At 68.9% G+C, this 23,705-nt stretch carries 20 protein-coding genes; 7 read left to right on the forward strand and 13 right to left on the reverse strand.

Features of this window, described 5'->3' with window-relative positions:
* Positions 1-74: 74 nt before the first annotated feature.
* The 3 genes from AAFN86_RS17910 to AAFN86_RS17920 are packed head-to-tail and all read left to right on the forward strand — an operon-like array spanning position 75 to position 3,591.
* Positions 75-1,916, forward strand: coding sequence for a gamma-glutamyltransferase (locus AAFN86_RS17910; protein WP_347544771.1), 1,842 nt, complete (start codon positions 75-77; stop codon positions 1,914-1,916).
* A complete protein-coding gene (locus AAFN86_RS17915; protein ID WP_347544772.1) occupies positions 1,916-2,773 on the forward strand; it encodes a hypothetical protein in 858 nt (285 codons plus the stop codon). Before AAFN86_RS17910 ends, AAFN86_RS17915 begins: the two co-directional genes overlap by 1 nt.
* Positions 2,770-3,591, forward strand: coding sequence for an amidohydrolase family protein (locus AAFN86_RS17920; RefSeq protein WP_347544774.1), 822 nt, complete (start codon positions 2,770-2,772; stop codon positions 3,589-3,591). Before AAFN86_RS17915 ends, AAFN86_RS17920 begins: the two co-directional genes overlap by 4 nt.
* A gap of 88 nt (positions 3,592-3,679) precedes the next feature.
* On the opposite strand, the gene AAFN86_RS17925 is transcribed toward AAFN86_RS17920, so the two are convergent.
* Positions 3,680-4,171 carry an NAD(P)H-dependent oxidoreductase gene (locus AAFN86_RS17925; RefSeq protein ID WP_347544775.1) on the reverse strand — a complete coding sequence of 164 codons (492 nt, stop codon included), beginning with the start codon at positions 4,169-4,171 and terminating at the stop codon, positions 3,680-3,682.
* A gap of 50 nt (positions 4,172-4,221) precedes the next feature.
* Here AAFN86_RS17925 and AAFN86_RS17930 point away from each other — a divergent pair, with 50 nt between their 5' ends.
* Positions 4,222-4,629, forward strand: a complete 408-nt coding sequence (locus tag AAFN86_RS17930) for a carboxymuconolactone decarboxylase family protein (protein WP_347544776.1) — start codon at positions 4,222-4,224, stop codon at positions 4,627-4,629.
* A gap of 4 nt (positions 4,630-4,633) precedes the next feature.
* Here AAFN86_RS17930 and AAFN86_RS17935 read toward each other — a convergent pair whose 3' ends face one another.
* The 5 genes from AAFN86_RS17935 to AAFN86_RS17955 form a co-directional block, all read right to left on the reverse strand.
* Positions 4,634-6,397, reverse strand: a complete 1,764-nt coding sequence (locus AAFN86_RS17935) for a thiamine pyrophosphate-dependent enzyme (protein ID WP_347544777.1) — start codon at positions 6,395-6,397, stop codon at positions 4,634-4,636.
* Positions 6,398-6,460: 63 nt separating this feature from the next.
* A complete protein-coding gene (locus tag AAFN86_RS17940) occupies positions 6,461-9,598 on the reverse strand; it encodes an efflux RND transporter permease subunit (RefSeq protein ID WP_347544778.1) in 3,138 nt (1,045 codons plus the stop codon).
* Positions 9,599-9,614: 16 nt separating this feature from the next.
* Entirely contained in the window at positions 9,615-10,733 is a 1,119-nt protein-coding gene (locus AAFN86_RS17945; RefSeq protein WP_347544779.1) for an efflux RND transporter periplasmic adaptor subunit, read from the reverse strand.
* A 73-nt stretch (positions 10,734-10,806) separates the two neighbouring features.
* Entirely contained in the window at positions 10,807-11,799 is a 993-nt protein-coding gene (locus AAFN86_RS17950) for an ABC transporter ATP-binding protein (protein ID WP_347544781.1), read from the reverse strand.
* Complete coding sequence (locus tag AAFN86_RS17955; protein WP_347544783.1) at positions 11,796-12,848, reverse strand: ABC transporter ATP-binding protein; 1,053 nt, start codon at positions 12,846-12,848, stop codon at positions 11,796-11,798. The genes AAFN86_RS17950 and AAFN86_RS17955 overlap by 4 nt, the downstream gene beginning before the upstream one ends.
* A gap of 426 nt (positions 12,849-13,274) precedes the next feature.
* Between AAFN86_RS17955 and AAFN86_RS17960 the strand changes: the two genes are divergently transcribed.
* Both AAFN86_RS17960 and AAFN86_RS17965 read left to right on the forward strand, forming a co-directional pair.
* Complete coding sequence (locus AAFN86_RS17960; RefSeq protein ID WP_347544784.1) at positions 13,275-13,529, forward strand: Lrp/AsnC ligand binding domain-containing protein; 255 nt, start codon at positions 13,275-13,277, stop codon at positions 13,527-13,529.
* A 316-nt stretch (positions 13,530-13,845) separates the two neighbouring features.
* Positions 13,846-14,088, forward strand: coding sequence for a hypothetical protein (locus tag AAFN86_RS17965; RefSeq protein ID WP_347544786.1), 243 nt, complete (start codon positions 13,846-13,848; stop codon positions 14,086-14,088).
* A gap of 7 nt (positions 14,089-14,095) precedes the next feature.
* Here the strand turns inward: AAFN86_RS17965 and AAFN86_RS17970 are convergent, their stop codons facing one another.
* Entirely contained in the window at positions 14,096-15,592 is a 1,497-nt protein-coding gene (locus AAFN86_RS17970) for an amidase family protein (protein ID WP_347544787.1), read from the reverse strand.
* Between the two features lie 388 nt (positions 15,593-15,980).
* Complete coding sequence (ggt, locus tag AAFN86_RS17975) at positions 15,981-17,585, reverse strand: gamma-glutamyltransferase (RefSeq protein WP_347544789.1); 1,605 nt, start codon at positions 17,583-17,585, stop codon at positions 15,981-15,983.
* Positions 17,586-17,718: 133 nt separating this feature from the next.
* Between ggt and AAFN86_RS17980 the strand changes: the two genes are divergently transcribed.
* Positions 17,719-18,774: an alpha/beta hydrolase gene (locus AAFN86_RS17980; RefSeq protein ID WP_347544791.1), complete on the forward strand. Its 1,056-nt coding sequence runs from the start codon at positions 17,719-17,721 to the stop codon at positions 18,772-18,774.
* A gap of 121 nt (positions 18,775-18,895) precedes the next feature.
* On the opposite strand, the gene AAFN86_RS17985 is transcribed toward AAFN86_RS17980, so the two are convergent.
* The 5 genes from AAFN86_RS17985 to AAFN86_RS18005 are packed head-to-tail and all read right to left on the reverse strand — an operon-like array spanning position 18,896 to position 23,704.
* Positions 18,896-19,978, reverse strand: a complete 1,083-nt coding sequence (locus AAFN86_RS17985) for a polysaccharide biosynthesis/export family protein (protein ID WP_347544792.1) — start codon at positions 19,976-19,978, stop codon at positions 18,896-18,898.
* A gap of 2 nt (positions 19,979-19,980) precedes the next feature.
* Positions 19,981-21,153 (reverse strand): glycosyltransferase family 4 protein, encoded by a 1,173-nt coding sequence (locus tag AAFN86_RS17990; protein WP_347544794.1) that lies wholly within the window; start codon positions 21,151-21,153, stop codon positions 19,981-19,983.
* Between the two features lie 38 nt (positions 21,154-21,191).
* A complete protein-coding gene (locus tag AAFN86_RS17995; protein WP_347544795.1) occupies positions 21,192-22,088 on the reverse strand; it encodes a methyltransferase domain-containing protein in 897 nt (298 codons plus the stop codon).
* A 21-nt stretch (positions 22,089-22,109) separates the two neighbouring features.
* Positions 22,110-23,108, reverse strand: coding sequence for a glycosyltransferase (locus AAFN86_RS18000; RefSeq protein ID WP_347544796.1), 999 nt, complete (start codon positions 23,106-23,108; stop codon positions 22,110-22,112).
* Positions 23,105-23,704, reverse strand: coding sequence for a hypothetical protein (locus tag AAFN86_RS18005; RefSeq protein ID WP_347544797.1), 600 nt, complete (start codon positions 23,702-23,704; stop codon positions 23,105-23,107). Before AAFN86_RS18005 ends, AAFN86_RS18000 begins: the two co-directional genes overlap by 4 nt.
* Position 23,705: the final 1 nt, after the last annotated feature.

The following is a 23,705-nucleotide window of genomic DNA, read 5'->3' on the forward strand; positions in this document are numbered from 1 at the left end:
CTTCGCCCCCGCAGGATTGACGCGCCCGGTCTGCCGCGCGACGAGTTTCGCTGCAAGACCGAGGAACCGCCCACATGTCCGCCGTGACGCCGGAGATGATCGGCTTCCCCGCCAAGGAGGCGCCCAGCATGTTCACCACCCGCCCCGAGATCATCGGCACCTTCGGCGCCGTCGCCTCGACGCATTGGATCGCCAGCCAGGTCGGCATGTCGGTGCTCGAACGCGGGGGCAATGCCTTCGACGCCGCCGCCGCCGCGGGCTTCGCCTTGCAGATCGTCGAGCCGCATCTGAACGGTCCCGGTGGCGACTGTCCGATCATCCTGCACAGCGCGCGGACCGGCACGCAGCAGGTGATCTGCGGCCAGGGGCCCGCACCGTCCGGGCTGACGGTCGGGTTGGTGCGCGACCAGCTGGGGATGGAGATCATGCCCGGCACCGGCCTGCTGGCCACGCCCATCCCCGGCGCCTTCGACGCCTGGATGCTGATGCTGCGCGACCACGGGACCTGGTCCGTGCGCGACGTGCTGGCCTACGCCATCGGCTATGCGCGGCACGGCGCGCCGATGGTCCCGCGCATCCGCGCGACGATCGAAAGCGTCCGCCCGCTGTTCGAGACCGAATGGCCGACCTCGGCCGCGCTGTGGCTGAAGAATGGCGGGCCGGAACCGAACGGCCTTTTTGCCAACCCCACGCTGGCCGACACCTATGACCGCGTGGTGCGTGAAGCGGAGGCCGCCGGCGGCTCGCGCGAGAAGCAGGTCGATGCCGCCCGCGCCGCCTGGTATCGCGGCTTCGTCGCCGAGGCGATCGGCAAGTTCGCCACGACGACCGAGGCGATGGACACGTCCGGCAGGCGCAATCGAGGCGTGATCACGGCCGACGACATGGCGCGCTGGTCGGCGGGCATCGAGGCGCCGACGCCCCTCGACTACCACGGCCACACCGTCCTGAAGTGCGGCCCCTGGAGCCAGGGCCCGGCCATGCTCCAGACCATGGCGCTGATGGCCGGTTTCGATGTCGGTGCGATGGATCCGGTCGGCGCCGACTTCATCCACCATGTCATCGAGGCGCAGAAACTCGCCTTCGCCGATCGCGAGGCGTTCTACGGCGACCCGGAATTCGCCGATGTGCCGATGACCACGTTGCTGTCGCCCGCCTACAGCGATGCGCGCCGCGCGCTGATGGGCCCGCGCGCTTCGATGGAGTTCCGCCCGGGCAGCCCCGATGGGCTGACGCCGCGCACCGACTATGCCGCGGCGATCCGGCGGTCGAAGGAATTGGCGGTGGCAATGGGCTCGGGCGAGCCGACCGTGTCGCGCCTCGGTGCGTCCGGCGGCGATACCTGCCATGTCGATGTCATCGACAGGGATGGCAACATGGTCAGCGCCACGCCCTCGGCCGGCTGGCTGCAGTCCTCGCCGACCATTCCGGAACTTGGCTTCTGCCTCGGCTCGCGCTGCCAGATGTTCTGGCTGGATGAGACGCTGCCGAACGGCCTGCAGCCGGGCAAGCGGCCACGCACGACGCTGTCGCCGTCGATGGTACTGCGCGACGGCAAGCCCTGGCTGTCCTTCGGCACGCCGGGCGGCGAGCAGCAGGACCAGTGGCAGCCCATCATGCTGATGCGCATGATCCATCACGGGCTGAACATCCAGCAGGCGATCGACCTGCCTTCCTTCCATTCCGAACATTGGATCAGTTCCTTCTGGCCGCGCGGTGCGAAGCCCAACAAGGCCGTGATCGAAGGCCGCTATGCGCCCGAGGTGCTAGCCGACCTGATCGGGCGTGGCCATGCCGCGGAGATGGGCGGCGAATGGTCGGAAGGCCGGCTGTCCGGTGCGCGGCGGGAAGCCGACGGCACCATCCGCGCCGGCGCCAATCCGCGCGGCATGCAGGGCTACGCGGTGGGTCGCTGATGCGCATCCTTCTCGCCCTGGTCCACTACTTCAAGGCCGAGGCGGGCTCGACGCATTCCTCCACCGATGCGCATCGGCGCGACCAGCGCGCCACGGTGCTGCGCCGCGCGATCGATTCATGGCGCGGCTCGCTAGGGGCGACCACCACGCTGAACATCGAGACCAAGCGCTTCGACCGGCAGCGCGGCACGGTGGATGGCCTCGACATCTGCGTCGTCACCAACGGCGCCGACCATCTGCTGGACGAGGATTTCGCGAAGGCGCGCGGCGTGCGCCACGTGAAGGTGCAGGTGGACAATCCGCGCATGCTGGGCTTCGCCGCCCACCGGCTGTTCGCCGAGGCACGCAACGGCTACGACCTGTTCTGCTATTCCGAGGACGATCTGCGCATCGCCGATCCCGGCGTCGTCGATCGCATCCGCGCATTCCAGGACGCCTTCGGCTGGAAGCGGCTGCTGATGCCGAACCGCTTCGAATGGAACCCGGCCGGGCCCACGCTGAAGACCTGGATCGACGGGGATCTTCGTCCCGGCGCCACGGAACGCTGGCGCGATCCGTTGCCCGATGAGGCGTTCCTGACCCTGCCGATGCCGGGTCGCGCACCAGTCCTGTTCCGCCGCGCGATGAACCCGCATAGCGGCTTCTTCGCATTGTCGGCACCGCAACTCGCCCATTGGGTCCGGCAGCCGCATTTCCTCGATCTGGACTGTTCCTTCATCTCGCCCCTGGAAAGCGCGGCGACGCTCGCGGTGATGAAGACCTTCCCGATCTACAAGGCCTTCGGCCCGGATGCCGGCTTCCTGGAGATCGAGCATCTCGACAACCGCTTTTCCTCCATGAAACTGCCGGGAGCATGACCATGCGGATCATCGACGCGCAGGTGCATATCTGGGCGAGCGGCACGCCGAGCGGCGACCATCGCCAGGTGTCGTCCTTCACGGTGGACGAACTGCTCGCCGAGATGGCGGATGCCGGCGTCGATGGGGCGGTGATCCATCCGCCGGTGTCGTGGGATCCGGATGCGAATGCCTTGGCGGAAGCCGCCGCGGCGCAGTATCCGGACCGCTTCGCCGTGCTCGGCCAGGTGCCGCTCGATACGCCGCAGTCGAGCCGCCTCCTTCTGAAGGGCTGGCGCGACCGGCCGGGGCAATGCGGCCTGCGCTACCCGTTGATCCGAGCCGACCAGAAGGACTGGCCATTCGACGGCACGCTCGACTGGCTGTGGCCGGTCGCGGAGGCCGAGGGCCTGCCCGTCGCCACCATGGCCTGGCGTTTCCTGCCGGAGTTCGGCCGCATCGCCGAACGCCATCCGGGCCTGCGCCTGATCATCGATCATTGCGGGCTGATCCGCCATGAGAAGGGTGCCGCGGCCTTCGCCGACATCGATGCCGTCACCACGTTGGCGCGGCTGCCGAATGTCGCTCTGAAGGCAACGGGCGCGCCGGGCTATTCGCAGCAGGGCTACCCGTTCCACGACATCCATGACGGGCTGCACCGCCTGTACGACGCCTTTGGCCCGGAGCGCTTCTTCTGGGGTACCGACATCACCCGCATGCCATGTTCGTGGAAACAGTGCATCACGCTGTTCACCGAGGAATTGCCGTGGCTGGACGGTCCGGCGCAGGAACGCGTGATGGGCGGTGCGTTCCGCGACTGGATCGGCTGGCGCGACTGAATCCCGCCTGCCGCCAAAATCCCGCATTCCAAAGGCCCGTTGGCCTTTGGTGGGGTGAGGTTCGGAGAGGGGCAAGGCCCCTCTCCGTTCAGTACATCCCGATCGCGAGCCCCGCGCCGATCGTTGCGCCCAGTTCCTCGCAACGCGCGATGTCGATCGCCGAAATGATCTTCGGCGCAAGGATCGCCTCCGGCGTCTGCGCCCATGTGCAGACGATGATCGGCTCGGCAATTGCGCGGAGCCGCCACCCCGTCGCAATGCGCGACATCTGGCGCACCGCGCTGGTCCCGTCGCTGCCGGCGCAGACCATCAAGGCAAAGGCTCGACCCTCGATGCGTCCGAGTGCCGCGTAGTAGGTGCGGTCGAAGAAATCCTTCATCATGCCCGCGATGGCGGCGAGGTTCTCGGGCGTGGCGAACATGTAGCCATCGGCCGCGAGCAGGTCCTCCGCCGTCGTGTCGCGCGCTTCAAGCAGACGCACCGCCACGCCTTGCGCCGCGGCCGAGCGCGCCGCGGCCTGCGCCATCTGCCGCGTCCCGCCGGTCATGGAATGGAAGACCACCAGCAGCGCCTTCGTCATTGCGCGGCGCCGTGGCTATGCTCATCCATCATCATGCCGAAGGATCGACGATGACTGACGATAACGCGCATGGCGCGCTGCAATCCACCGGGCGGAAGGCCATGACCGAGGTGCTCGGCGATGCCTATATCGCAAGGCGCGATGCCAGCACGACGCCGCTGAACCAGGCGCTGCGTCACCTGTCGGAGGAATTTCCGTACGCGTCGCTGTGGACCCGGGATGTGATCACGCGCCGCGAGCGCAGCATGGTGACGATCGGCATGCTTGTGGCGATGAGCCAGCATCACGAGTTGCGCGGCCATCTGGTCGGCGCGCTGAACAATGGCTGCACGCCCGAGGAGATCGCCGAGGTGATCACCCATTCCTGTGCCTATGCCGGCTTCCCCGCCGCGATCGCCGCGATGCGCACGGCGGAGGAAGTGTTGCGCGAGGTCGGCGCCACGCCAACCTCGCGCTGACGCGTCAGCGGATGCGCGGCCCGGTGCGCCGGGGCGCTGGGGTGACGCGCGCGGCCTGCGCCGGAACCTCGGCCACGCCAGCCGCCGCCTTCGCCGCCTGCGCGCGCAGGTCGGCGATGGTCGCGCGGTTCGTCACCTGCTCGGGGTTGGTGCGGACCTCGACAATCGCCGGCTTGCCGGACGCCATGGCGCGCTTCACCGCCGGGACCAGTTGCTCGGTCGTTTCGACGATCTCGCCGTGTCCGCCGAAGGCCTCGATGAACTTGGCGAAGTCCGGGTTGGTCAGCGCGGTGCCCGAGACGCGGTGCGGATAGGCGCGTTCCTGGTACATGCGGATCGTGCCGTACATCTGGTTGTTGAAGACCATGATGATCGGGTTGACCGAATGATGGAACGCGGTGGCGATCTCCTGCCCCGTCATCATGAAGCCGCCATCGCCGACGAAGCCGATCACCGTGCGGTCGGGATGCGTGATCTTCGCCCCGATCGCCGCCGGCACCGAATACCCCATCGCGCCGTTGGTCGGCCCGAGGAAGTCCTGCTTCTCGCTGAAATGCATGAAGCGGTTCGGCCAGGTCGCGAAGTTGCCGGCGTCGGTGGTGAAGATGGTGTCCTTGGGCAGGACCTTCTCCAGTTCCTGCAGCGCGGTCGCGAGGTTGAGCGGACCTTCGTAATCCTGCGGCTTGGCCTGCGCGACGCGCAGCGCCCGCAGTTCCTTGGTCCAGGCCGCCCAGGCCGGCTTCTTCACCGCACCGGCCGCCTTGGCCGCGGCGGCGAAGGCGTTGACCTCCGACACGATGCCGAGTGCCGGGCGATAGACGCGCCCGATCTCCGCCTGGTCCGGATAGACATGGATGATCGGCGTGGCACCCGCCATGTCGAGCAACGTGTAGCCCTGGCTGACGGGCTCGCCGATGCGCGTGCCGATCGCCAGGATCAGGTCCGCTTCCTTGGCCTTGGCGACCAGCCCGCCATCGGCGCCGACGCCGAGGTCGCCGACATAGTTCGCCGAGGTCCCGTCGAACAGCCCCATGCGGCGGAAGGCGACCGACACCGGCAGGTCGTTGGCCAGCAGCCAGTCCCGGATATCCGCGCGGCCCTGGTCCGACCAGCGCGACCCGCCGAGGATCACGAGCGGCTTCTTCGCCTCACCCAGCATCTTCATCACGCGCGGCAGCGCATCGGGGGCCGGGTTCGGCGGCAGCACCTCGGCCGGGCCGATGTCCGGCACGGTGGCGAGGCGCTTCTGCATCTCCTCGCTGATCGCCACCACGACGGGGCCGGGGCGGCCGGACGTCGCGACATCGAAGGCATGCGCCATCAGCTCGGGGATGCGTTTCTCGTCGTCGATCTGCGTCACCCACTTGGCCAGCGGGCCGAACATCTGACGGTAGTCGACCTCCTGGAAGGTCTCGCGATCCGTCTCATCGACCGGGATCTGGCCGACCAGCAGCACCAGCGGCGTGGAATCCTGGAAGGCGACATGCACGCCGATCGCGGCATGGCAGGCGCCGGGGCCGCGCGTGACGATGGCGACACCCGGCTTGCCGGTCAGCTTGCCATAGGCCTCGGCCATGTGGACGGCGCCGGCCTCGAAGCGGCAGGTGACCAGTTGCAGGCGGTTGCGCACCGAATACAGCCCGTCGAGCAGGTCGAGATAGGATTCGCCCGGAACGCAGAAGGCATGCGTCACACCCTGCGCCACCAGCGCATCCGCCAGCAGCTTGCCCCCCGTGCGCCCAACAGCGGCGCGCCGTGACTCAGTCATCGGACATCCTTCCCGTGATTCGGAACCAACCAAGCCCGAGGCTAGCGCCTCCGGCCGGGCTCGTCACTCCGCCGGCTGGGGCCCGGGCCCATGGCCATGACCCTTGCCCTGCCCGGCCTGCAGGTCCGCAAGCTTCGCGGCGATCGCGCCGATCGGCTTGGTATAGGGGGCGAGCAGCAGATAAAGCGCCGGCACCGCATACAGCGTGACGATGGTGGACAGCGTGATCCCACCCACGATCACCACGCCCAGCGCCTGGCGGCTTTCGGCACCCGCCCCGGTCGCCATCGCCAGCGGGAAGGCACCGAACACGGTCGCGATCGAGGTCATCAGGATCGGCCGCAGCCGGACCACGGAGGCTTCCAGCACCGCTTCACGGATGGTCATGCCGCGGTCGCGCAACTGATTGGCGAATTCGACGACAAGGATGCCGTTCTTCGCCATCAGCCCGATCAGCAGGATCATGCCGATCTGGCTGAAGATGTTGAGCGACTGCCCCGTCCACCACAGCGCGAGCAACCCACCGGTGATGGCGAGCGGCGTGGACAGCAGAATCACGAAGGGGTGGATGAAGCTTTCGAACTGCGCGGCCAGCACCAGGAACACCACCAGCAGCGCCATGGCGAAGGTGACGTACAGCGCGCCGGAGGATTCCTTGAATTCCAGCGATTGGCCGCGATAGGAAATGCGGGCGTCGGCCGGCAGCACCTCCCGCGCCACGCCATCAAGGAAACCGAGCGCATCGCCGAGCGAATAGCCCGGAGCGAGCGACGCGGTGATGGTGATGGCGCGCACCCGGTCCTCGCGTGCCAGGGTCTGGGCGCGGGCGCGTTCGGAGATCGTCACGACATTGGACAGCGGCACCAGCCCCCCCGAGGAGGTCCGGACGAAGACGTTCTGCAGGTCATAGGGCGACAGGCGAAGGTCGTCGGGTGCCTGAAGCAGTACCTTGTATTCCTGCCCGCCCACGACGTAGGTCGTCACCTCGCGCGAGCCCATCATCGTCTCGATGGTTCGACCCACGGCGGCGATGGAGATGCCCAGATCCGCGGCCTTGCGGCGGTCGATGCTGACGCGGATCTCGGGCTTGGTTTCCTTGAAATTGTGATCGAGGTTGAGCAGCCGCGGATTGGTCCGTGCGCGTTCCAGGAAGCGGTCGCGCCATTCGACCAGCGTGTCGTAGTCCGGCCCACCGATGACGAACTGCACCGGCGGCTGGAAGCCGCGCGCGCCCAGCGAGGGCGGGTTGAGCGCAAAGCCGCGTACGCCGGGGATGGCAGCGATCAACGGGAAGACCTCCGCGGCGATCTCCTGCTGCTTGCGGCTGCGTTGCGCCCAGGGCGACAGGCGGATGAAGATATTCGCGACATTGCCGACCGCCGGGCGCTGGAAGCCGCCCACGGTGGAGAAGATCGCCTCCGCCTCGCCATTGTCGGCATAGCGCTGCAGCAAACGCTCGATCTGCGTCACGTGCTCCATGGTGTAGCCGAAGGAAGCCCCTTCGGGCCCCGTGGTCGGGATGATGACCACGCCGCGATCCTCGGTCGGCGCAAATTCCTTGGGCAGGATGGCATAGAGCACCACGGCGAGCCCGCACATCGCGGCCGAAGCCCCCAGCACCAGCACCGGCGCTCGCAGCGCGCGGTCCAGCGTCCAGCGCAGCGCACCGTTCATGCCGAGGAAGAAGGGCTCGGTGACGCGGATGAACCACGTCTCGCCCTGATGCGCCTTCAGCAGTTTCGAGCACATCATCGGTGTGAGCGTCAGCGCGATGAGTCCCGAGAACAGCACGGACGCAGCCAGTGCCAGGCCGAATTCCGTGAACAGCCGCCCGGTATTGCCGCCCATGAAGGACAGCGGCACGAACACCGCGACCAGTACCAGCGTCGTCGCGATGACCGCGAAGGCGATCTCCCGCGCACCGAGCAGCGAGGCGAGCAGCGGCTCCTCGCCCTCCTCGATCCGTCGATGGATGTTCTCCAGCACCACGATGGCGTCGTCCACCACCAGGCCGATGGCGAGCACCAGGCCCAGCAAGGTGAGCACGTTCACCGAGAAGCCCAGCGCCGCCATGGCGATGAAGGACGCGATGATCGACACCGGGATGGCGACGGCGGGGATGATCGTCGCGCGCACCGATCGCAGGAACAGGAAGATGACGCCGATCACCAGCGCGAGGGCGATCATCAGCGCGTGCTCGACCTCGTAGATCGACTGGCTGATGAACAGGCTCTCGTCATAGCCGATGATGGTGTCCACGCCTTCGGGCAGTGATGGCGTGATCAGCGCCATCTCCTCCTTCACGCCATTGGCGACGGACAGCGTATTGGCCGTGGATTGCCGCAGGATCCCAAGCCCGATCGCGGGGCGGCCGTTGATGCGATAGCCGCCGCGCGTGTCCTCCGCCGCCACCTCGATGCGCGCCACCTCGCCCAGAAGCACCTGGGCACCGCCGGCATTGCGGCTGATGACGATGTCGCGGAACTGCTCGGGGCGCGACATGCGGCTGTCGGTGCGCACCGTCAACTCGCGCTGCTGGCTCTCGATGCGGCCGCCGGGCAGTTCGATGTTCTCGCGCCGGATCGCCTCCTCGATGTCCTGCACCGTCAGGTTGCGTGCCGCCAGCGCCTGGCGATCGAGCCAGACGCGCATCGCGAAGCGCCGCTCGCCCTGGATCAGCACCTGGGCCACGCCCTCGACGATGGCAAGCCGGTCGACGATGCGCCGGCGCGCAAGGTCGGTCAGGTCGAGCGGCGTGAGCCGGTCCGACGCCAGCGCGATCCACAGGATCGGCCGGCTGTCGCCATCCACCTTGGCGACAACGGGCGTATCGGCCTGTTCCGGCAGCCTGGCGAGCGCGCGCGCCACCTTGTCGCGCACGTCGTTCGCCGCGGCATCGACATTGCGCGTCAGGCGGAATTCCAGGGTGATCTGGCTGCGCTCATCGCGCGACTGGGAGGAGATGGTCTTGATCCCCTCGATCCCCGCGACGGCGGCTTCGAGCAGCTCGGTGATCTGGCTGTCCACCACCGGCGCCGATGCGCCGCGATAGGTGGTAGTGATCTGGATGATCGGCGGGTCGATCGCCGGGTATTCGCGGATCGGCATGCGCAGCAGCGCGAAGATGCCGAGCACCGTCAGCATCAGGCTGATGACGGTGGCGAAGACCGGACGCTTGATCGAGACGTCGGAGAGAACCATCGGCGCCTCGCTCCCGTCAGCTGGTCGGTCGCGTCAGGGTCTCGGTGACCCGGACGGGAATGTCATTGCGCAGCCGCTGCACGCCGCGGACCACCACCGGTTCGCCGGCGTTCAGCCCCTCGCGGATCTCGACCTCGCCGGGCAGCCGCAGGCCCAGCCGCACCTCCTGCCGGCGCGCGCGGCCGTCGCGCACCACATAGACATAGGCGCGGTCGCCGACCGGATCGATCGCTTCTTCGGCGACCAGCAGGGCACGCTCGCGTTGCTCGAGCACCAGTTCGATCGTCAGGAAAAGACCCGGGCGCAAAGCCTCATCCGCGTTGTCGAATTCGCTGATGACGCGCACTGACCGCGTCGCCGGATCGATGCGCGTGTCGATCACCGCAACCGTTCCCTGGAACCGGCGCCCCTCATACGCGCTGCTATGCGCCGTGACACCGCTGCCGACGCGGATGCGGGCGAGATAGACCTCGGGGACCGAGAATTCGACGCGCACGCGCGCAGTGTCGTCGAGCGTCGTGATCACCGTCCCCGGCTGGATCAGCGCGCCGGGGCTGACCTGGCGCAGGCCAACGCGCCCGGCGAAGGGCGCGTTCACGCGCAATTCCTCAAGCCGGGCCTCGGCCTGGCGGACCCGGCCCTCGGCCTGGCGCGCCACGGCCTCCAGGGTCTCAAGCCGCTGGGCGGCGATGGTCGCGCCGGCCTGTAGCTGCCGCCCGCGCACAAGCTGGCTTCGCGAATCATCCAGCATGGCGCGCGCCTGGTCGAGTTCCGCACGCAGCGCCGCGGCATCCAGTTGCACCAGCGTCGCGCCGGCTTCCACGCGCTCGCCCTCGGTGAAGCGGATCGCCTCGACGATGCCGGCGACCTTCGTGGTGATGGTGACGGCTTCGCGGGCACGCACCGTGCCCACGCTCTCGACCCGTTCGACGACCTGTCCGACCCGCACGGGCTGGACGATCACGCCAACCGGCCCCCCCGCGCCGCCGCCACGCGCCGCACCCTGCGAAGCGCCCGAACGCAGGCCAATCACCTCCAGCGGCGGGCGCAGCCCGAACTGTTCACCGTAGTAGTGCCAACCCGCACCCACCCCGCCGACCACGGCAAGGATCGCCAACTGTGTAGAGGTTTTCATCGTGAGCCTGCCCGCGAACCCCGAATACATGACGTCGCGGCAAGCATTCGGCAAGCGTCCGTCGGGCGGCGCCTCACGCGTCGCCGACCTTGAAGCAGCGGACCGAGCGTCCACCCCCCATCGGTCGTGCCTGCGGCACCTCGGCCAGGCAGGTAGGCTCGGCGATCTCGCAGCGCGGGGCAAAGGCGCAGCCGGTTGGCACCTTTTCAAGGCTGGGCGGTGCGCCGGGGATGGTGGTCAGCCGCTTGCCGCGCATACCGCCATGGACCGTCGCCCCCAACAAACCCTGGGGATAGGGGTGCATCGGGCGGGCCATGAAGGGCACCACGGGGCCTTCCTCGACCACGCGCCCGGCGTACATCACGGCGATCCGGTCGGCGATCTCCCCCGCCACGCCAAGATCATGGGTGACGAAGATGACACCCATGCCAAGCTTCTCCTGCAATTCGCGCAGCAGCAGCAGCACCTGGATCTGCACCGTGGCATCGAGAGCGGTTGTGGGCTCATCCGCCAGCAGCAGTTTCGGCTTGCAAGCCAAGGCGACCGCAATCATTGCGCGCTGTCGCAAGCCGCCAGACAACTCATGAGGGTAGGCGGCAAGGCGCCGCTTTGCCGAAGGGATCTGCACCAGTTCCAGCAATTCCAGCGCCCGCGCATCGGCCGCGGAGCGCGAGGCGCCCTCATGCCGCTGCACCGCCTCGGCGATCTGCCCGCCGATGGTGAACACCGGGTCGAGCGCCGTCATCGGCTCCTGGAAGATCATCGCGACATCGCCGCCGCGGAACTCCGACAACTGGCTCTCGCTCATCGCCTGCACGTCGCGGCCGGCGACCTCGATGCTGCCGCCGACCTTGGCCTGCTTCGGCAACAACTTCATCAGCGCGCGCAGCGTCACGGACTTGCCCGAGCCTGATTCTCCCAGCAGGCACAGCACCTCCCCCTGCGCGAGGTCAAGATCGACGCCGTTGACCGCATGCACCGTCGCGTCGCGATTGACGAAGCGCACGGTCAGGTCGCGGGCGCGCACCAGCGGGCGGGCCGCGTCCAACTTCAGCGCCGCGCTCAAGCTGCCATCCTCCCAGCCAGGGAATGCCCGGATCCGGGCATCGCCGCATGGCAGGCGGCTTCATGCCCCGGGGACAGCGTCGCCGCAGCCGGCTCGCGCTCGGCGCAGATCGCCTCGGCCATCGGGCAGCGCGTGCGGAATCGACAGCCGGAGGGCGGGTTGACCGGATTGGGCGGGTCGCCGGTCAGCGGCGGTTCGGTGCGCCGCTTCGACGGATCCATCGAGGGACGGGAGGCCAGCAGCGCCCGGGTGTACGGATGCGCCGGCCGTTCGTAGATCTCGCCGACCGGCCCCTGTTCGGCGACCTTGCCGAGATACATCACCAGCACGCGGTCGGAGATGTATTGCACCACGTTCAGGTCGTGGCTGATGAAGGCGTAGGTGAGGCCGAACTTCTCCTTCAGGTCCATCAGCAGGTTCAGCACCTGTGCCTCAACCGATTTGTCGAGTGCGGAGACCGGCTCATCCAGGATCACCAGCCTCGGCTGCAACGCCAGCGCGCGGGCGATGTTGATGCGCTGACGCTGGCCGCCCGACAATTCATGCGGGTAGCGCTGCGCGAACTGCCCCGGCGCGAGGCCGACCGCGGCGAGCAGTTCATGCGCCCGTTCCCGCGCCTCGGCCGTGCCGATCCCGTGGACCTTTGGCGCGAAGGCGATGGTCTCCTCGATGGTCAGGCGCGGGTTCAGCGAGGCGTAGGAATCCTGGAACACCATCTGAACCTGGCGGCGGTAGTCGCGCAGCGGTACGCCGCCGGTCTCGTCATTGCCGCCGACCGTCTCGCCGTCGAAGATCATCTCGCCGCGATCGGCATCCATCAGCCGCATCAAAAGCCGCGCGGTGGTGGATTTGCCGCAACCCGATTCACCGACGATCCCCAAGGTCTCGCCCTTGAGGATGGTCAGGTCCACGCCATCCACCGCACGCACCTCCGCAACCTGGCGGCCGAGCAACCCGCCACGGATCGGGAAATGCTTCACGAGCCCCGTCACGCTGAGGAGGGGCTGGGCGGGTCCGCCGCGGTCGGGCGCCTGGGTGATGGTTGTCATGCGTAAACAACAAGCAACCGCCGTGCCGCGCCCGGCGCGGAGGCCGACTCCGATAGGCGCGACAGGATGCCCAATCGGTGGGCGGAAGCGCTCGCGGAGGGGTCAGCCATGACTTCGGAAGATCATGGCGCCCGGAACCATCCGGCCAAAGGCCGGGAAGCACGGGCATCCTTATTCCGGGCATCATGGCCACGGCGTTCGCTGACCATGGCAAGATGGCCTCTGCGATCAGGTCGTAGCCGATGAAGCCGAACGCCCGGACGGCCCGGCGCCGGGTCGGGATGACCACGGGCGCCAGGTGGCTGGGGCTCGGCGATCGCAGGATCCGGGAAGCAAAACACCGGACCTCGGCACCATCGGTTGGGCCGCCGCATCCATGGGTGTTATCAAGGCCCCGAAAGCTGCGCGAGAAGGATGCAATCGCCGATGCGTGCGATCTTCGTGATGATCAAATGCGACATGGGCCAAGCCTACCGCGTCGCCCGCGACATGGCCGACACCATCGAGGAATTGTCGGAGATGCATTCCATCTCCGGCCAGTACGACCTGCTCGGGAAATTCTACCTCGATGCCGACCGCGATATCGGCCAGTTCGTGGTCGAGACAGTGCAGACCGTCCCCGGCGTGAAGGACACCTATACGCTGCAGACCTTCAACGCGTTTTCCGGCCAGCGCGGCTGAGATGCGTGGGCTGTTCGCCACCTGCCTGGTCGCCGCGGCAGTCCTGACAGGTTGCCAAGACGCCACCACCACCCCTGACGCCGCCCGCCCGGGATCACTGACCATCGGTGTCGGCGGATCGGTCGGCATGGCCGGCGCGGGGGTCTCGCAACCGCGCACCGACGCGCCGCGCGGGGGCTACACGACGCGTCCCTGAAGGCCGACGCGGCGCCAATCGTGGCGCCGCCGCCGCAATGACGTCGCGGCGCGGCCTTCCTTTCGCCTGCGGACCGACACCCGTGACCTCCAGGATGCTCAGGCCAGGAGGTTACCGATTATGCGCCTGCTCCCCGCCTTCGCCCTCTCCGCCAGCCTCGCGCTCGGCGCCTGCCAGACCCCTGACGGGCAGACCGACTGGGGCAGCACGGCCGCGCTCGGCATCGGCGCGGCCGCCTTGGTCGGGCTGGTGGCGGTCGCCGCCAACAGCAGCAACAACAGCGACTATGGCTACAGCCAGCGCCGCTACCGCGGCTATCCACGCTATGCCGACCGCAACCAGGGCTACTACCGCCGCTGGTGAAGCGGGTTCAGTCCCAACCGACCGCGCCGGGCATCTCAGTCACCGGCTTCGCGGCAGCCAGCACGGCGAGGTCCGGCACTGGCCGGCGCAACAGCGAATCGGCGGCGAAGGCTTCCTCGATCGCCGCCGCCACGCGCAGCACCAGCGCATCACCCCCGCGCGGCCCGACGATCTGCAATCCGAACGGCATGCCGAGCCGGTCCACGCCCATCGGCAGCGAAATCGCCGGATGACCGCACAGCGTCACGTAATAGGCGCAGGCGAGCCAATGGTAGTAGGTGCGCGTCGGCTTGCCGTCGATCTCGGCCGGATACAACTCCTTCCACGGGCGCGGCGACAGCGTGATCGCCGGCGTGATCAGAACGTCGTGGTGGGCGAAGAAATGCTGCCAGGCGCGATACATGCGGGTCTGAGCCGCCGCCGCCTTCGACCCGTCCTCCAGGCTGTATCGCAGCCCTTCCTCGACATTGGCCCGCACATTGGGGCCGACATCCTGCGGCCGCTCGCGCACCTTCTGCGCGTGGGCGGTCAGGAAGCCCATGGCGCGCAGCACCTCGAAAGCCTCGTCGCCACCGCGGCAATCGGGGTCGGCTTCCTCGGCGGCGCCGAACAGCGGGGCGATCGCCTTGGCGCGGATGGCGAAGGCCTCGCGCACCAGTTTCTCCACCGGCGCCTGGCCGAAATCGACGCTGATTGCCAGCCGCAGCGACGCGAGGTCGATTGGCTGCATCGGGAAAAAGGCTTCCGGCACGCCGCGCACCGGCCCTTCAGGCAGGGTGTAGGCAAGCGGGTCCATGGCATCGTCCGACGCCATGGCGGCCAGCATCAGCGCCGCATCCGGCACATTGCGCGCCATCGGCCCGAGCACCGGCAGCCCTGACCAGCCATGGCCACGCTTCTCCGACGGCACCAGCCCCGGCGAGGGGCGGTAGCCGACAATCCCGTTGAACGCCGCCGGATTGCGCAGCGAACCGCCAGTGTCGGACCCCGAGCAGATCGGCGCCATGCCGCAAGCCAGCGCGACGCCCGACCCGCCGGAGGACCCGGCGGCGGATTTGGTCGGGTCAAACGGATTGCCCGTCACGCCATAGACGGCGTTGCGCGTGTTCGCCCCGGCGCCGAATTCCGGCGTGTTGGTCTTGCCGATCACCACCGCGCCTTCGTCGCGCAGGTTGGCGACCATGTCGCAATCGGCCTCCGGCACGAAGTCCCTGAAGATCGGGCTGCCATAGGTGGTGCGAAGCCCCTTCACCTCCTCGAGGTCCTTGATGCCGACCGGCAGCCCATGCAGCAGGCCGAGCGGGCCGCCCTGCATCACCGCGTCCTCGGCCGCACGCGCGCCGGCACGAGCAGCGGATTCGTCGATCGCGACCATGGCGTTGACGGCATGGTTCACCGCGCCGATGCGCTTGAGGCAGGAGTCCAGCAGTTCGACCGGGGAGAGCGCCTTGCGCCCGATCAGGCGGCGCGCCTCAAGTGCGGTGAGGTCGCAGGGTTCGGTCATGACGTGAGTTCCTTCCCGTAGAGATCCAGCATTGCCCGGTCGAAACAGGCGGAGGTGCTGTCGCGGTCGCCGTGGCGCGCACCATCCTCCCTCGCCGCCGCGACGGCAATCCGGGTCGACGAAGCCTTGCACTGCGCGATGCCGGGCGCGCGGGGTCGCCATCGCTGCCGCCGAAGGCTGCGGCGTCGGCGGCAACCAGGCCGGCGCAGTGAGCGTCCCCCTCGGCGAAGCGAGACGGTGGGCGTCAGCAGCCCGTGGGCGCGCCCGATCCTCGCCGTCACGACCGCGCGTGTCTCGACTGCGCCGATCGAGAGCGGCCGCCTCGGGCTACGGGCCGTGTCCGGTCATACGCAGCGGCGCCCCCTTCCGGCGCGCCGCCAAGCCAGGCTCAGTAGCCCAGTGCACAGCCATCCTTGCGCGGGTCCGACCCGCCCACCAGGCAACCGCGCTCGCGGTCGATGAAGATCGCCTGGCCACCGCCATGCGGCTTGTCCACCAGCGTGCAGTCGTGGCCCAGCCGGTTCAGCCGATCGATGACCTGCCCCGGGATCCCACGCTCCACCTGCACCTTGCCGGCCTCGGGCATCAGGCGGGGGAAGTCGATCGCCGCCTGCACATCCATGCCGAACTCGAAGTGATTGGCCAGGAACAGCGTCTGCCCGGTCGGCTGGAACCGCCCGCCCATCACGCCATAGGGCATGATCGCCTGGCCATTCTTCATGACCATGCCGGGGATGATGGTGTGCAGCGGCCGCTTGTTCGGCGCGATGCAGTTCGGGTGGCCATCCTGGATGCGGAAGCCGAAGCCGCGATTCTGCAGCATCACGCCGGACTTCTCGGCCAGGATGCCCGACCCGAAGCCCTCGAACAGCGAATTGATGAACGAACAGGCATTGCCGTCCTTGTCCACCACGCAGAGGTAGACGGTGTCCTTGTGCTTGGCGAAGTCGCTCTCGCCGGCCGGCGGCAGTTCGGCCATGGCGCGCTCATCGCTGATCAGCTTCGCCAGGCGGCCAAGGTATTCGTCGGAGATCAACTTCTCGACCGGCACATCGACCATCGACGGATCGGCAAGGAAGGCGTCGCGGTCGCGATAGACCAGCCGCGCCGCCTCGATATGGCGGTGGAAACGTTCTGCCGACAGCGGCCCCTGTTCCGGCGTGGCCATCCTGCCGATCATGCCGAGGATCTGGAGCACATGCATCCCGGACCCGTTCGGCGGGCACTGGAACACCTCGACATCGCGCCACTTGATCGAGATCGGCTCGACGAACTCGGCGACATCGGCACCGCGGGCGAAGTCCTCCTCGGTGTGCAGGCCCCCGGCGGCGCGCAGCGTGGCGACGATGTCGGCCGCGACCTCGCCCTCATAGAAGGCCTTCTTGCCCTTCGCGGCGATGGCACGGAGCGTCTTGCCCAGTTCCGGCTGGGTGAAGCGGCTGCCCAGGGACGGCGCCTCGCCATCACGCAGGAACCGCCGCGCCGAGGCCGGGTGCTTCATCAGCTTGCCGACCGAGCCTTCCCAATCCGAGGCGACACGCGGGGAGACGGCGAAGCCTTCCTCGGCATAGCCGATCGCCGCCTGCAGGATGCGGTCCAGGCCGAGCCTGCCATGCGTCCTGTTCAGCAATTCCCAGGCGCTGATGGCGCCGGGGACGGTCACGGAATGGGCCGAGGTATTGACCATGGCGGTCAGCCCCGCGGCGCGCAGGGCGTCCGGCGTCGCCGCCCCCGGCGCGCGGCCGGACCCGTTCAGCGCGATCACCTTCGACGAGCCGGCCGGCACATACAGGCAGAAATTGTCGCCGCCGATGCCGGTCGAGGCCGGTTCGATCACGCATTGCACCGCGCAGGCGGCGATGGCGGCATCCATCGCATTGCCCCCGGCCCGCAGGATGTCGAGCGCGGCCAGCGTCGCCTGCGGCATGGAGGTCGCGGCCATGCCATTGGTGCCATAGGCGGCCGAGCGGCCGGGCAGGTGGAAATCGCGCATCGCAGGGTCCGTTTCCGTCAGGGATTGCCCCATCCATGCAACGGGACGGCGGTCATGGAAAGGCCAGGGGGCGACGGACCCGCCCCGCGATGCTGGAATGGCTCGGCGAACCCGTCGGAGAATCCCCGCCGCCATGCCCCTGTTGCGTCGTCGCCTCGTCCTGACCGTGGCCCTCGCCGTCCCGGCGCTGGCGCGTGCGCGCGAAGCGGCGGTGCCGGTCGAGGCCGCGCGATCGATCCCCGCCCGACCATTGCCGGTGCCCGGTACCGTCAGCCCGGCCCTGCAGGCGCTTATCGGCGCCCCCTACCCGCCCGGCTGGGACACGGTGCCCGTCGATGCGGCGGGCTGGCGCGCCCTTCAGACGGCCAGTTCCGCCGCCATGGCGCCGCATTTGCCCGCCCTTCGCGCCGCGCTGCGCGTGCAGGTGGAACGGTCCAGCATCGCCGGCGTGCCGGTCTTCGTCATCACGCCCGATATCTTGCCGCCGGCCAATCGCGACCGCCTGCTGCTGCATCTCCATGGCGGTGGCTATGTCCTGTTCCCCGGCGAGGTCGGCGCCGGCGAGGCGATGCTGATGGCCAGCCATGGCGGCTTCCGCTGCGTGTCGGTCGACTACCGCATGCCCCCCGACCACCCCTTTCCGGCCGCGTTGAACGATGCGAGCGCGGTATGGCGGGCGCTGCTGGGCCAGCGGGACCGGCGCCGCATGGCCATCTTCGGCAGTTCGGCCGGCGGCGGGCTGACGCTGGCGACGCTGCTGCGGGCGCGGCAGGAAGACCTGCCGCTGCCGGGCGCCATCGCCCCAGGCACGCCGTGGTGCGACCTGGCCGGCGCGGGGGATTCGCTGCAGGCCAATGCCTTCGTGGACAATGTGCTGGTCAGCGGGTCGGGCTGGCTTGCCGGTGCGGCGCGGCTTTATGCCGGCGGGCGGAACCTGGCGGACCCGCTGATCTCCCCCATCCACGGGGATTTCACCGGTTTCCCGCCGGCCATCCTGACGTCGGGCACGCGCGACCTGCTGCTGAGCGACACGGTCCGCGTGCACCGCAAATTGCGTCAGGCGGGCGTTGTGGCGGAACTCCAGGTGTTCGAAGGGCAAAGCCACGCCCAGTTCATCAGCCCCGGCGTGCCGGAAACGACGGAAGCCTTCCGCGAGATCGCCCTGTTCCTGGACCGGCATCTGTTGTGACCGGCGGCCCGGCCGATGGGCATCGGCCGCAGGCAGCGACGTCGCCGCGGATCCACGGGGATGCCGGCGGTCCTGACCATCACGGCGCGTTCCCTGGCATGGGGCGCGCGCCGTCGGCGGCTCAGTTCGGGAAGCGGAAGCTGTTGCCGTAGTTGAACGAGATCGACGTACCGTTGAACAGGAAGATCTGGCGGATGACCTGGTCCACGAAACGCCCGACGCGAGCGACATCGGTCGGCGGGATCCACACCGTCGCGTTCGGCGGGACCACCATGTCCTCCTCGATCGCGAGGTCGTTCAGCACGCGTTCGAGGTTCACCTGCCGCACGCGCGGCCGCCCGACCGCGTCGAAATACAGCACCCGCACCTGGTCCATCGCCCCGGTGGGCATCGGCCCGCCGGCGGCGGCGACCAGTTGCAGCAGCGTGCGCGGCGATGGTGCCGGAATGGCGCCAGCCTGGCGCACCTCGCCGAAGACGAAGATCTGGTTGGCGCCGATCTGGGTCAGCCGCGCCGTCACCGTCACCCCGCCAACCTCCCGCGCGTAGCGGGCATTGAGCGTCGCGCGCAGTTCGTCGAGCGTCATCCCCGCCGCCTGGATGCCCTGCGCGAGCGGCAGGTCGATCACGCCATCGGGGCGCACCAGCGCGGTGCGCGCGCGTCCATCCGCACCGTTGCGCACCACCTCGGCGAGGTCCTCGGCCGGCGTGGTGAAACGGCGGACGATGACGGTGACGACCGGCGTGCGCGCCACATCGCTGAAGCGTCGCGCGACCTCTGCCGACAGTTCCGCCGGCGTCTGCCCGAGCGCACGAATCTCGCCCTTGCCGGGCAGCGAGATCATGCCGTCCGGCCGCACCACCATCTGGCGGTTGAGGTCGCGGTTGAAGTCGAAATCCAGTTCCAACTCGTCGCCGATGCCGATCCGGTAGGGCCGCAGGCGCTGGTTGTTGGTGTGGTAGAAGACCTCGACGCGGTCGCCGGGTTGCAGGCGATAGGTGCCGCTGCCGCGCAGCAGCCCATCGCCGACCATGCGCGCTGCCGCGTCCCGCTGTTCAGGCGTGGCCTGGTCGAAATAGACCGGCTCCTCCCCCAGCGCACGATCGAAGCTGCGCGGCACGCAGGCGGCCAGCAGCACCACCAGCATCGTCCCGGCGAGGCGCCACGCCCTTGCGACCGCGAATCGGTTTCGGACCATGGTCATGCTTAGCGCACTGCGCCCCCCATGCCTGCCCCTTCCGGCTGCAACAACGCTTCATAGCGCGGGGCGAGCGCGTCCCAGGAGAAGGCCGCCGCCCGCGCCCGGCACAGCGCAGCGGTCCCGGGCAGGGCGGCGAGGCCCGCCGTGCGCACCAGCGCCTCGGCAAGGCCTGCATCATTGGCCGCGACGTGGCGAAAGGCACCGGGGTCGAACAGCGTGCCGATGCGCGGGTCGTCGATGATGTCGAGCGTCCCGGCATGGGCACAGCCAACCACCGGCGTGCCGGAGGCCAGCGCCTCGATCAACACCATGCCGAGCGCTTCCCAGACCGCCGGATTGGCCACCACGCTCGCTCGCGCCAGCAAGCGGGGCAGGTCGTCCACCGCGCCCACGCCATGGAAGGTTGCCTCGGCGCGCAATGCCTCGGGCAACGCATCAAGGATGGCCGCGCGCGTCGCCTCCGCCATCCGGCCGGAGAATTCGAGCCGCGCGTCAGGACCCAGCCGCGTCCGCGCGATGGCATAGGCGCGCGCCAGGGGCAGCGCACCCTTGCGCGGTTCCTCGGCGTCGCCGACGAACAGGATGCGGGTGACGCCGTCCGGCGTCGGCTCGGGTTGCGCCGCGAAAGGCGCCGTATCGACCGGCGAGGGCAGCATCTCTGCCTGCCGGCCGAATTCCGCGCGCATCCGCTCGGCGGCGAAGCGGGAGACGGTGACCATGGCATCGGCGCCGGCCAGCACGCGCCGATATGCCAGGCCGTCGAGCGGCGTGCGCCGGAAATACGCCCGGACCGGGATGCCGGTCATGGCGACCACGAGGCGAAAGCGTGCACCGGCACGGCGCGCCACCAGCGCGCCGGCGGCATCGTGCCAGCCCAGGCAGAAGACGCTGTCATAGGCGCCGCGCAGCAATGCCCGCCGTACCTCCCAGGCGAACAGGTGATGCAGCGTCAATTGCCGGGTGCGCGCCAGCAGCGCCGGCGGGTCGCGCCGTGGCAGGAACAGGTGGCGCACCGCGCCGCGCTGCTCCTCGCCGCCGCCCGGCAGGCCCGGCGTGGTCGAGATGATGGTGACGTCGTGCCCGCGCGCGGCCATCACGCGGCCCATGTCGGCGAGCATGCGTTCGGAACCGCGCCGGATCTCGGGCCAGCAGGTGGCATGGGTGATGGCGAGGCGCATGGTCCGGTCCGCGCGGCGTCAAGCAGGGTAGCGTGCCGTCACACGCCGGCGCGATACACCGCATGCCAGATCGACGGCGGCATGCCGCGCTGGCCGTATTTGAACCGGGCGGTCTCCTCCACGCGTTCGAAGCCGGCATCCTCGATCATCGCGCGCAGCGCCTCGGATCCCAGGCGCCACCAGATGTTCTGGCCGCGACCACCCTGGTACTGCACCAGCGGCACGCCGCGATTGCCGCGATCGAGATCGGGAAAGATGACATCCGAGATGATCGCCTGGCCGCGGCACACGCTGCGGATGGCGGTCAGCGCGCCGACTGGGTCGCGCAGATGCAGCAGCAGGTCGCCGACATGCACCAGGTCGAACATGCCCGCCCGTTCGGGCGAAAGGTCATAGACATTGCAGTGCAGCGGCTGGACCTTGCTGCCCAGCGCCGCGTGCGCCAGCGCGAAACCCTTGCCGAAGGCGAAGGACAGTTCCTCCTCGGTCATCCCCGCGCGGGTGCGCGGTGGCAGGTCGATCTCGCGCTTCTCGCGCACGTCGAGCGCAACCACTTCGTCCGCCCCGCGGCGTTCGAACTCGAAGGCCCAGTAGCCGTCGAAGGTCGCGACATCCAGCACGCGCAGCCCGTCAAGGCGTTCGGGCAGCCCGTAGCGCGGCAGCAGGTCACGATGGTCGAAATAGCCGGGCGTCACGATGCCATTCGGCAGTTCGAGCGTGTGGTACCAGGTCAGCTCGGCGACCTGCGCAGCAAGCGCCTTGGCTTCCTCCCCGCCGCCGGTCGGCACGGGTGGTGCGGGCGGCGGCTGGATGTCCTCGAGCGCCACAGGCGCGTCGCGGCGCGGGCGGCGGGCGGCGACCTCAAGGCCAAGCTCACCGCGATCGGCGAAGATGCTGGCGCGCAGGCCAAGGACCGAAAGCGTCTTGCGGGGCATGGGAAACGTCTCCGGAGAAGATCAGAGGACCAGGGAGCGAAACCGCACGCTCCCATAGGCCAGCGACAGGGAAAGGGCGAAGAGCCGCAGTATCTCACCGACCGCCTTGCCAAGGCGCTGACCGGGATCACCCACCGCCGGCGCGCGGCCGGGCTTCAGCGCGATGGCAAGCAGGCCAATGGGTGCCAGCAGGAGCAGCCAGGGCTGGAACAGGCAGGCCATCAGCCACACCAAGATGGCGGCCACCCGCGCCGTGCCCCAGGGGTAGAAGAACACGCCCCAGGTCAGCAATTCCGCGCGCAATTCGGGGTGCCGACGCACCAGCTCCGGCAGCGGAAAGACGCGTGTCGGCTCGATCAGCCAGTTGAAGACGGAAAGCTGCTCGATCTCATGGCGCATCCGCGCCTCGGGGACGAAGCGGCGCGCATGGCCGGACTTGATGATGCGCCAGGCGAGATCGGTATCCGCGCATTCGGTGGACCGGCCGAACGGGTCGTCAAAGCTCAGCGCCGTGTCGAAGCCACCGAAGGCCAGAAAGACGTCGCGCCGATAGAAGGCGTTGGCGTTCGGGAAGGACGGGTGTTCCGTCTCGACCATGAAGGTCAGCTTGGACGTGACGGTGATGCGCTGGCCGTCCTTCGGCAGTACGGGGCCGGTTACCAGCGCGACCGACGGATCAGCGAAGGGGGCCAGACCGGCTTCGAGCCAACCCGGTTCCGGCCGACAATCGCTGTCGGTGAAGGCAATGACGGGTGCGCGTGCCATCTCGACACCGCGGTTGCGCGCGGGGGCCGGACCGTGGTCGCTGTCCATCCGGGTAAAGATCACGGTCAGGCCGAGGTCCCGCCGCGCGCGTTCGGCCACGGCCGAAAGGTTGTCGGAGGAGACATTGTCCATCAGCACGACCTCGAAGCGGTCGCGCGGCATGGTCTGCTCGCCAAGGCCAAGGAAGCAGTCCCACAGCATCGCCTGGCGGTTCCTGCAGGAGATGACGACGCTGACATCCGGTGTCGCGGTCATCGCAGCAACCTGTCGATCCAGCCGGGCACGACGTCCCGCCGCTGGTTCAGGATGGCGCCAAAAATGCCGACCTTGGCCTCGACCAGGTCGTCACGCATCCGTTCGAGGGTCTCATAGGGCAGGTTGCCCGCCCGGATCACCAGCAGCGCCTGGCCACAGGCACGCGCGGCGACCATGGCGTCGAGCCCGTCCGGCACGGGCGGCGCGTCGATCAGCACGATGTCGAAGCGGCCCGAAGCGGCCGCGAGCAGGGCATCGAGCCGCTGGCGCAATTCGCGCGCTGCAGCGATGGCCAGGCCGGTCAGCACCCAGCGCGCCGAAGCCGTCGCGACGTCGGCCTCGGCCAGCCGCTGCGGCGGCTCCGCAAGGCCGGCGAGGACCCCTTCCAATCCCTGGCCATCGGCCGAGAGATCGACGAGCAGCACGCGTTGACCGAGATCCTCGACCAGTTCGCGCGCGAGATGCGCGGTGATGGTCGTCACACCCTCCCCCCGCGCGGCGGCGGTGACGGCCAAGGCGCGCAGGCCGCCTTCCTCGGCCGCGCGCGCGAGCGCTGCGGCCGCGCGAGCCAGTTCGGGGCGCAGGCTGTGGCGCATC

It is taken from the genome of Roseomonas sp. CAU 1739 (genome assembly GCF_039839775.1).
Classification (GTDB): Bacteria; Pseudomonadota; Alphaproteobacteria; order Acetobacterales; family Acetobacteraceae; genus Neoroseomonas.

What these genes read in the sequence shown, in the direction of transcription:
- AAFN86_RS17960 (WP_347544784.1), top strand. Translation starts at nt 13,275, where the DNA reads ATGCGTGCGATCTTCGTGATGATCAAATGCGACATGGGCCAAGCCTAC.
- AAFN86_RS17945 (WP_347544779.1), bottom strand. Translation starts at nt 10,733, where the DNA reads ATGAAAACCTCTACACAGTTGGCGATCCTTGCCGTGGTCGGCGGGGTG.
- AAFN86_RS17970 (WP_347544787.1), bottom strand. Translation starts at nt 15,592, where the DNA reads ATGACCGAACCCTGCGACCTCACCGCACTTGAGGCGCGCCGCCTGATC.
- AAFN86_RS17920 (WP_347544774.1), top strand. Translation starts at nt 2,770, where the DNA reads ATGACCATGCGGATCATCGACGCGCAGGTGCATATCTGGGCGAGCGGC.
- AAFN86_RS17980 (WP_347544791.1), top strand. Translation starts at nt 17,719, where the DNA reads ATGCCCCTGTTGCGTCGTCGCCTCGTCCTGACCGTGGCCCTCGCCGTC.
- AAFN86_RS17995 (WP_347544795.1), bottom strand. Translation starts at nt 22,088, where the DNA reads ATGCCCCGCAAGACGCTTTCGGTCCTTGGCCTGCGCGCCAGCATCTTC.
- AAFN86_RS17915 (WP_347544772.1), top strand. Translation starts at nt 1,916, where the DNA reads ATGCGCATCCTTCTCGCCCTGGTCCACTACTTCAAGGCCGAGGCGGGC.
- AAFN86_RS18005 (WP_347544797.1), bottom strand. Translation starts at nt 23,704, where the DNA reads ATGCGCCACAGCCTGCGCCCCGAACTGGCTCGCGCGGCCGCAGCGCTC.
- AAFN86_RS17940 (WP_347544778.1), bottom strand. Translation starts at nt 9,598, where the DNA reads ATGGTTCTCTCCGACGTCTCGATCAAGCGTCCGGTCTTCGCCACCGTC.
- ggt (WP_347544789.1), bottom strand. Translation starts at nt 17,585, where the DNA reads ATGCGCGATTTCCACCTGCCCGGCCGCTCGGCCGCCTATGGCACCAAT.
- AAFN86_RS17965 (WP_347544786.1), top strand. Translation starts at nt 13,846, where the DNA reads ATGCGCCTGCTCCCCGCCTTCGCCCTCTCCGCCAGCCTCGCGCTCGGC.
- AAFN86_RS17985 (WP_347544792.1), bottom strand. Translation starts at nt 19,978, where the DNA reads ATGACCATGGTCCGAAACCGATTCGCGGTCGCAAGGGCGTGGCGCCTC.
- AAFN86_RS17935 (WP_347544777.1), bottom strand. Translation starts at nt 6,397, where the DNA reads ATGACTGAGTCACGGCGCGCCGCTGTTGGGCGCACGGGGGGCAAGCTG.
- AAFN86_RS17930 (WP_347544776.1), top strand. Translation starts at nt 4,222, where the DNA reads ATGACTGACGATAACGCGCATGGCGCGCTGCAATCCACCGGGCGGAAG.
- AAFN86_RS17990 (WP_347544794.1), bottom strand. Translation starts at nt 21,153, where the DNA reads ATGCGCCTCGCCATCACCCATGCCACCTGCTGGCCCGAGATCCGGCGC.
- AAFN86_RS17910 (WP_347544771.1), top strand. Translation starts at nt 75, where the DNA reads ATGTCCGCCGTGACGCCGGAGATGATCGGCTTCCCCGCCAAGGAGGCG.
- AAFN86_RS17955 (WP_347544783.1), bottom strand. Translation starts at nt 12,848, where the DNA reads ATGACAACCATCACCCAGGCGCCCGACCGCGGCGGACCCGCCCAGCCC.
- AAFN86_RS18000 (WP_347544796.1), bottom strand. Translation starts at nt 23,108, where the DNA reads ATGACCGCGACACCGGATGTCAGCGTCGTCATCTCCTGCAGGAACCGC.
- AAFN86_RS17925 (WP_347544775.1), bottom strand. Translation starts at nt 4,171, where the DNA reads ATGACGAAGGCGCTGCTGGTGGTCTTCCATTCCATGACCGGCGGGACG.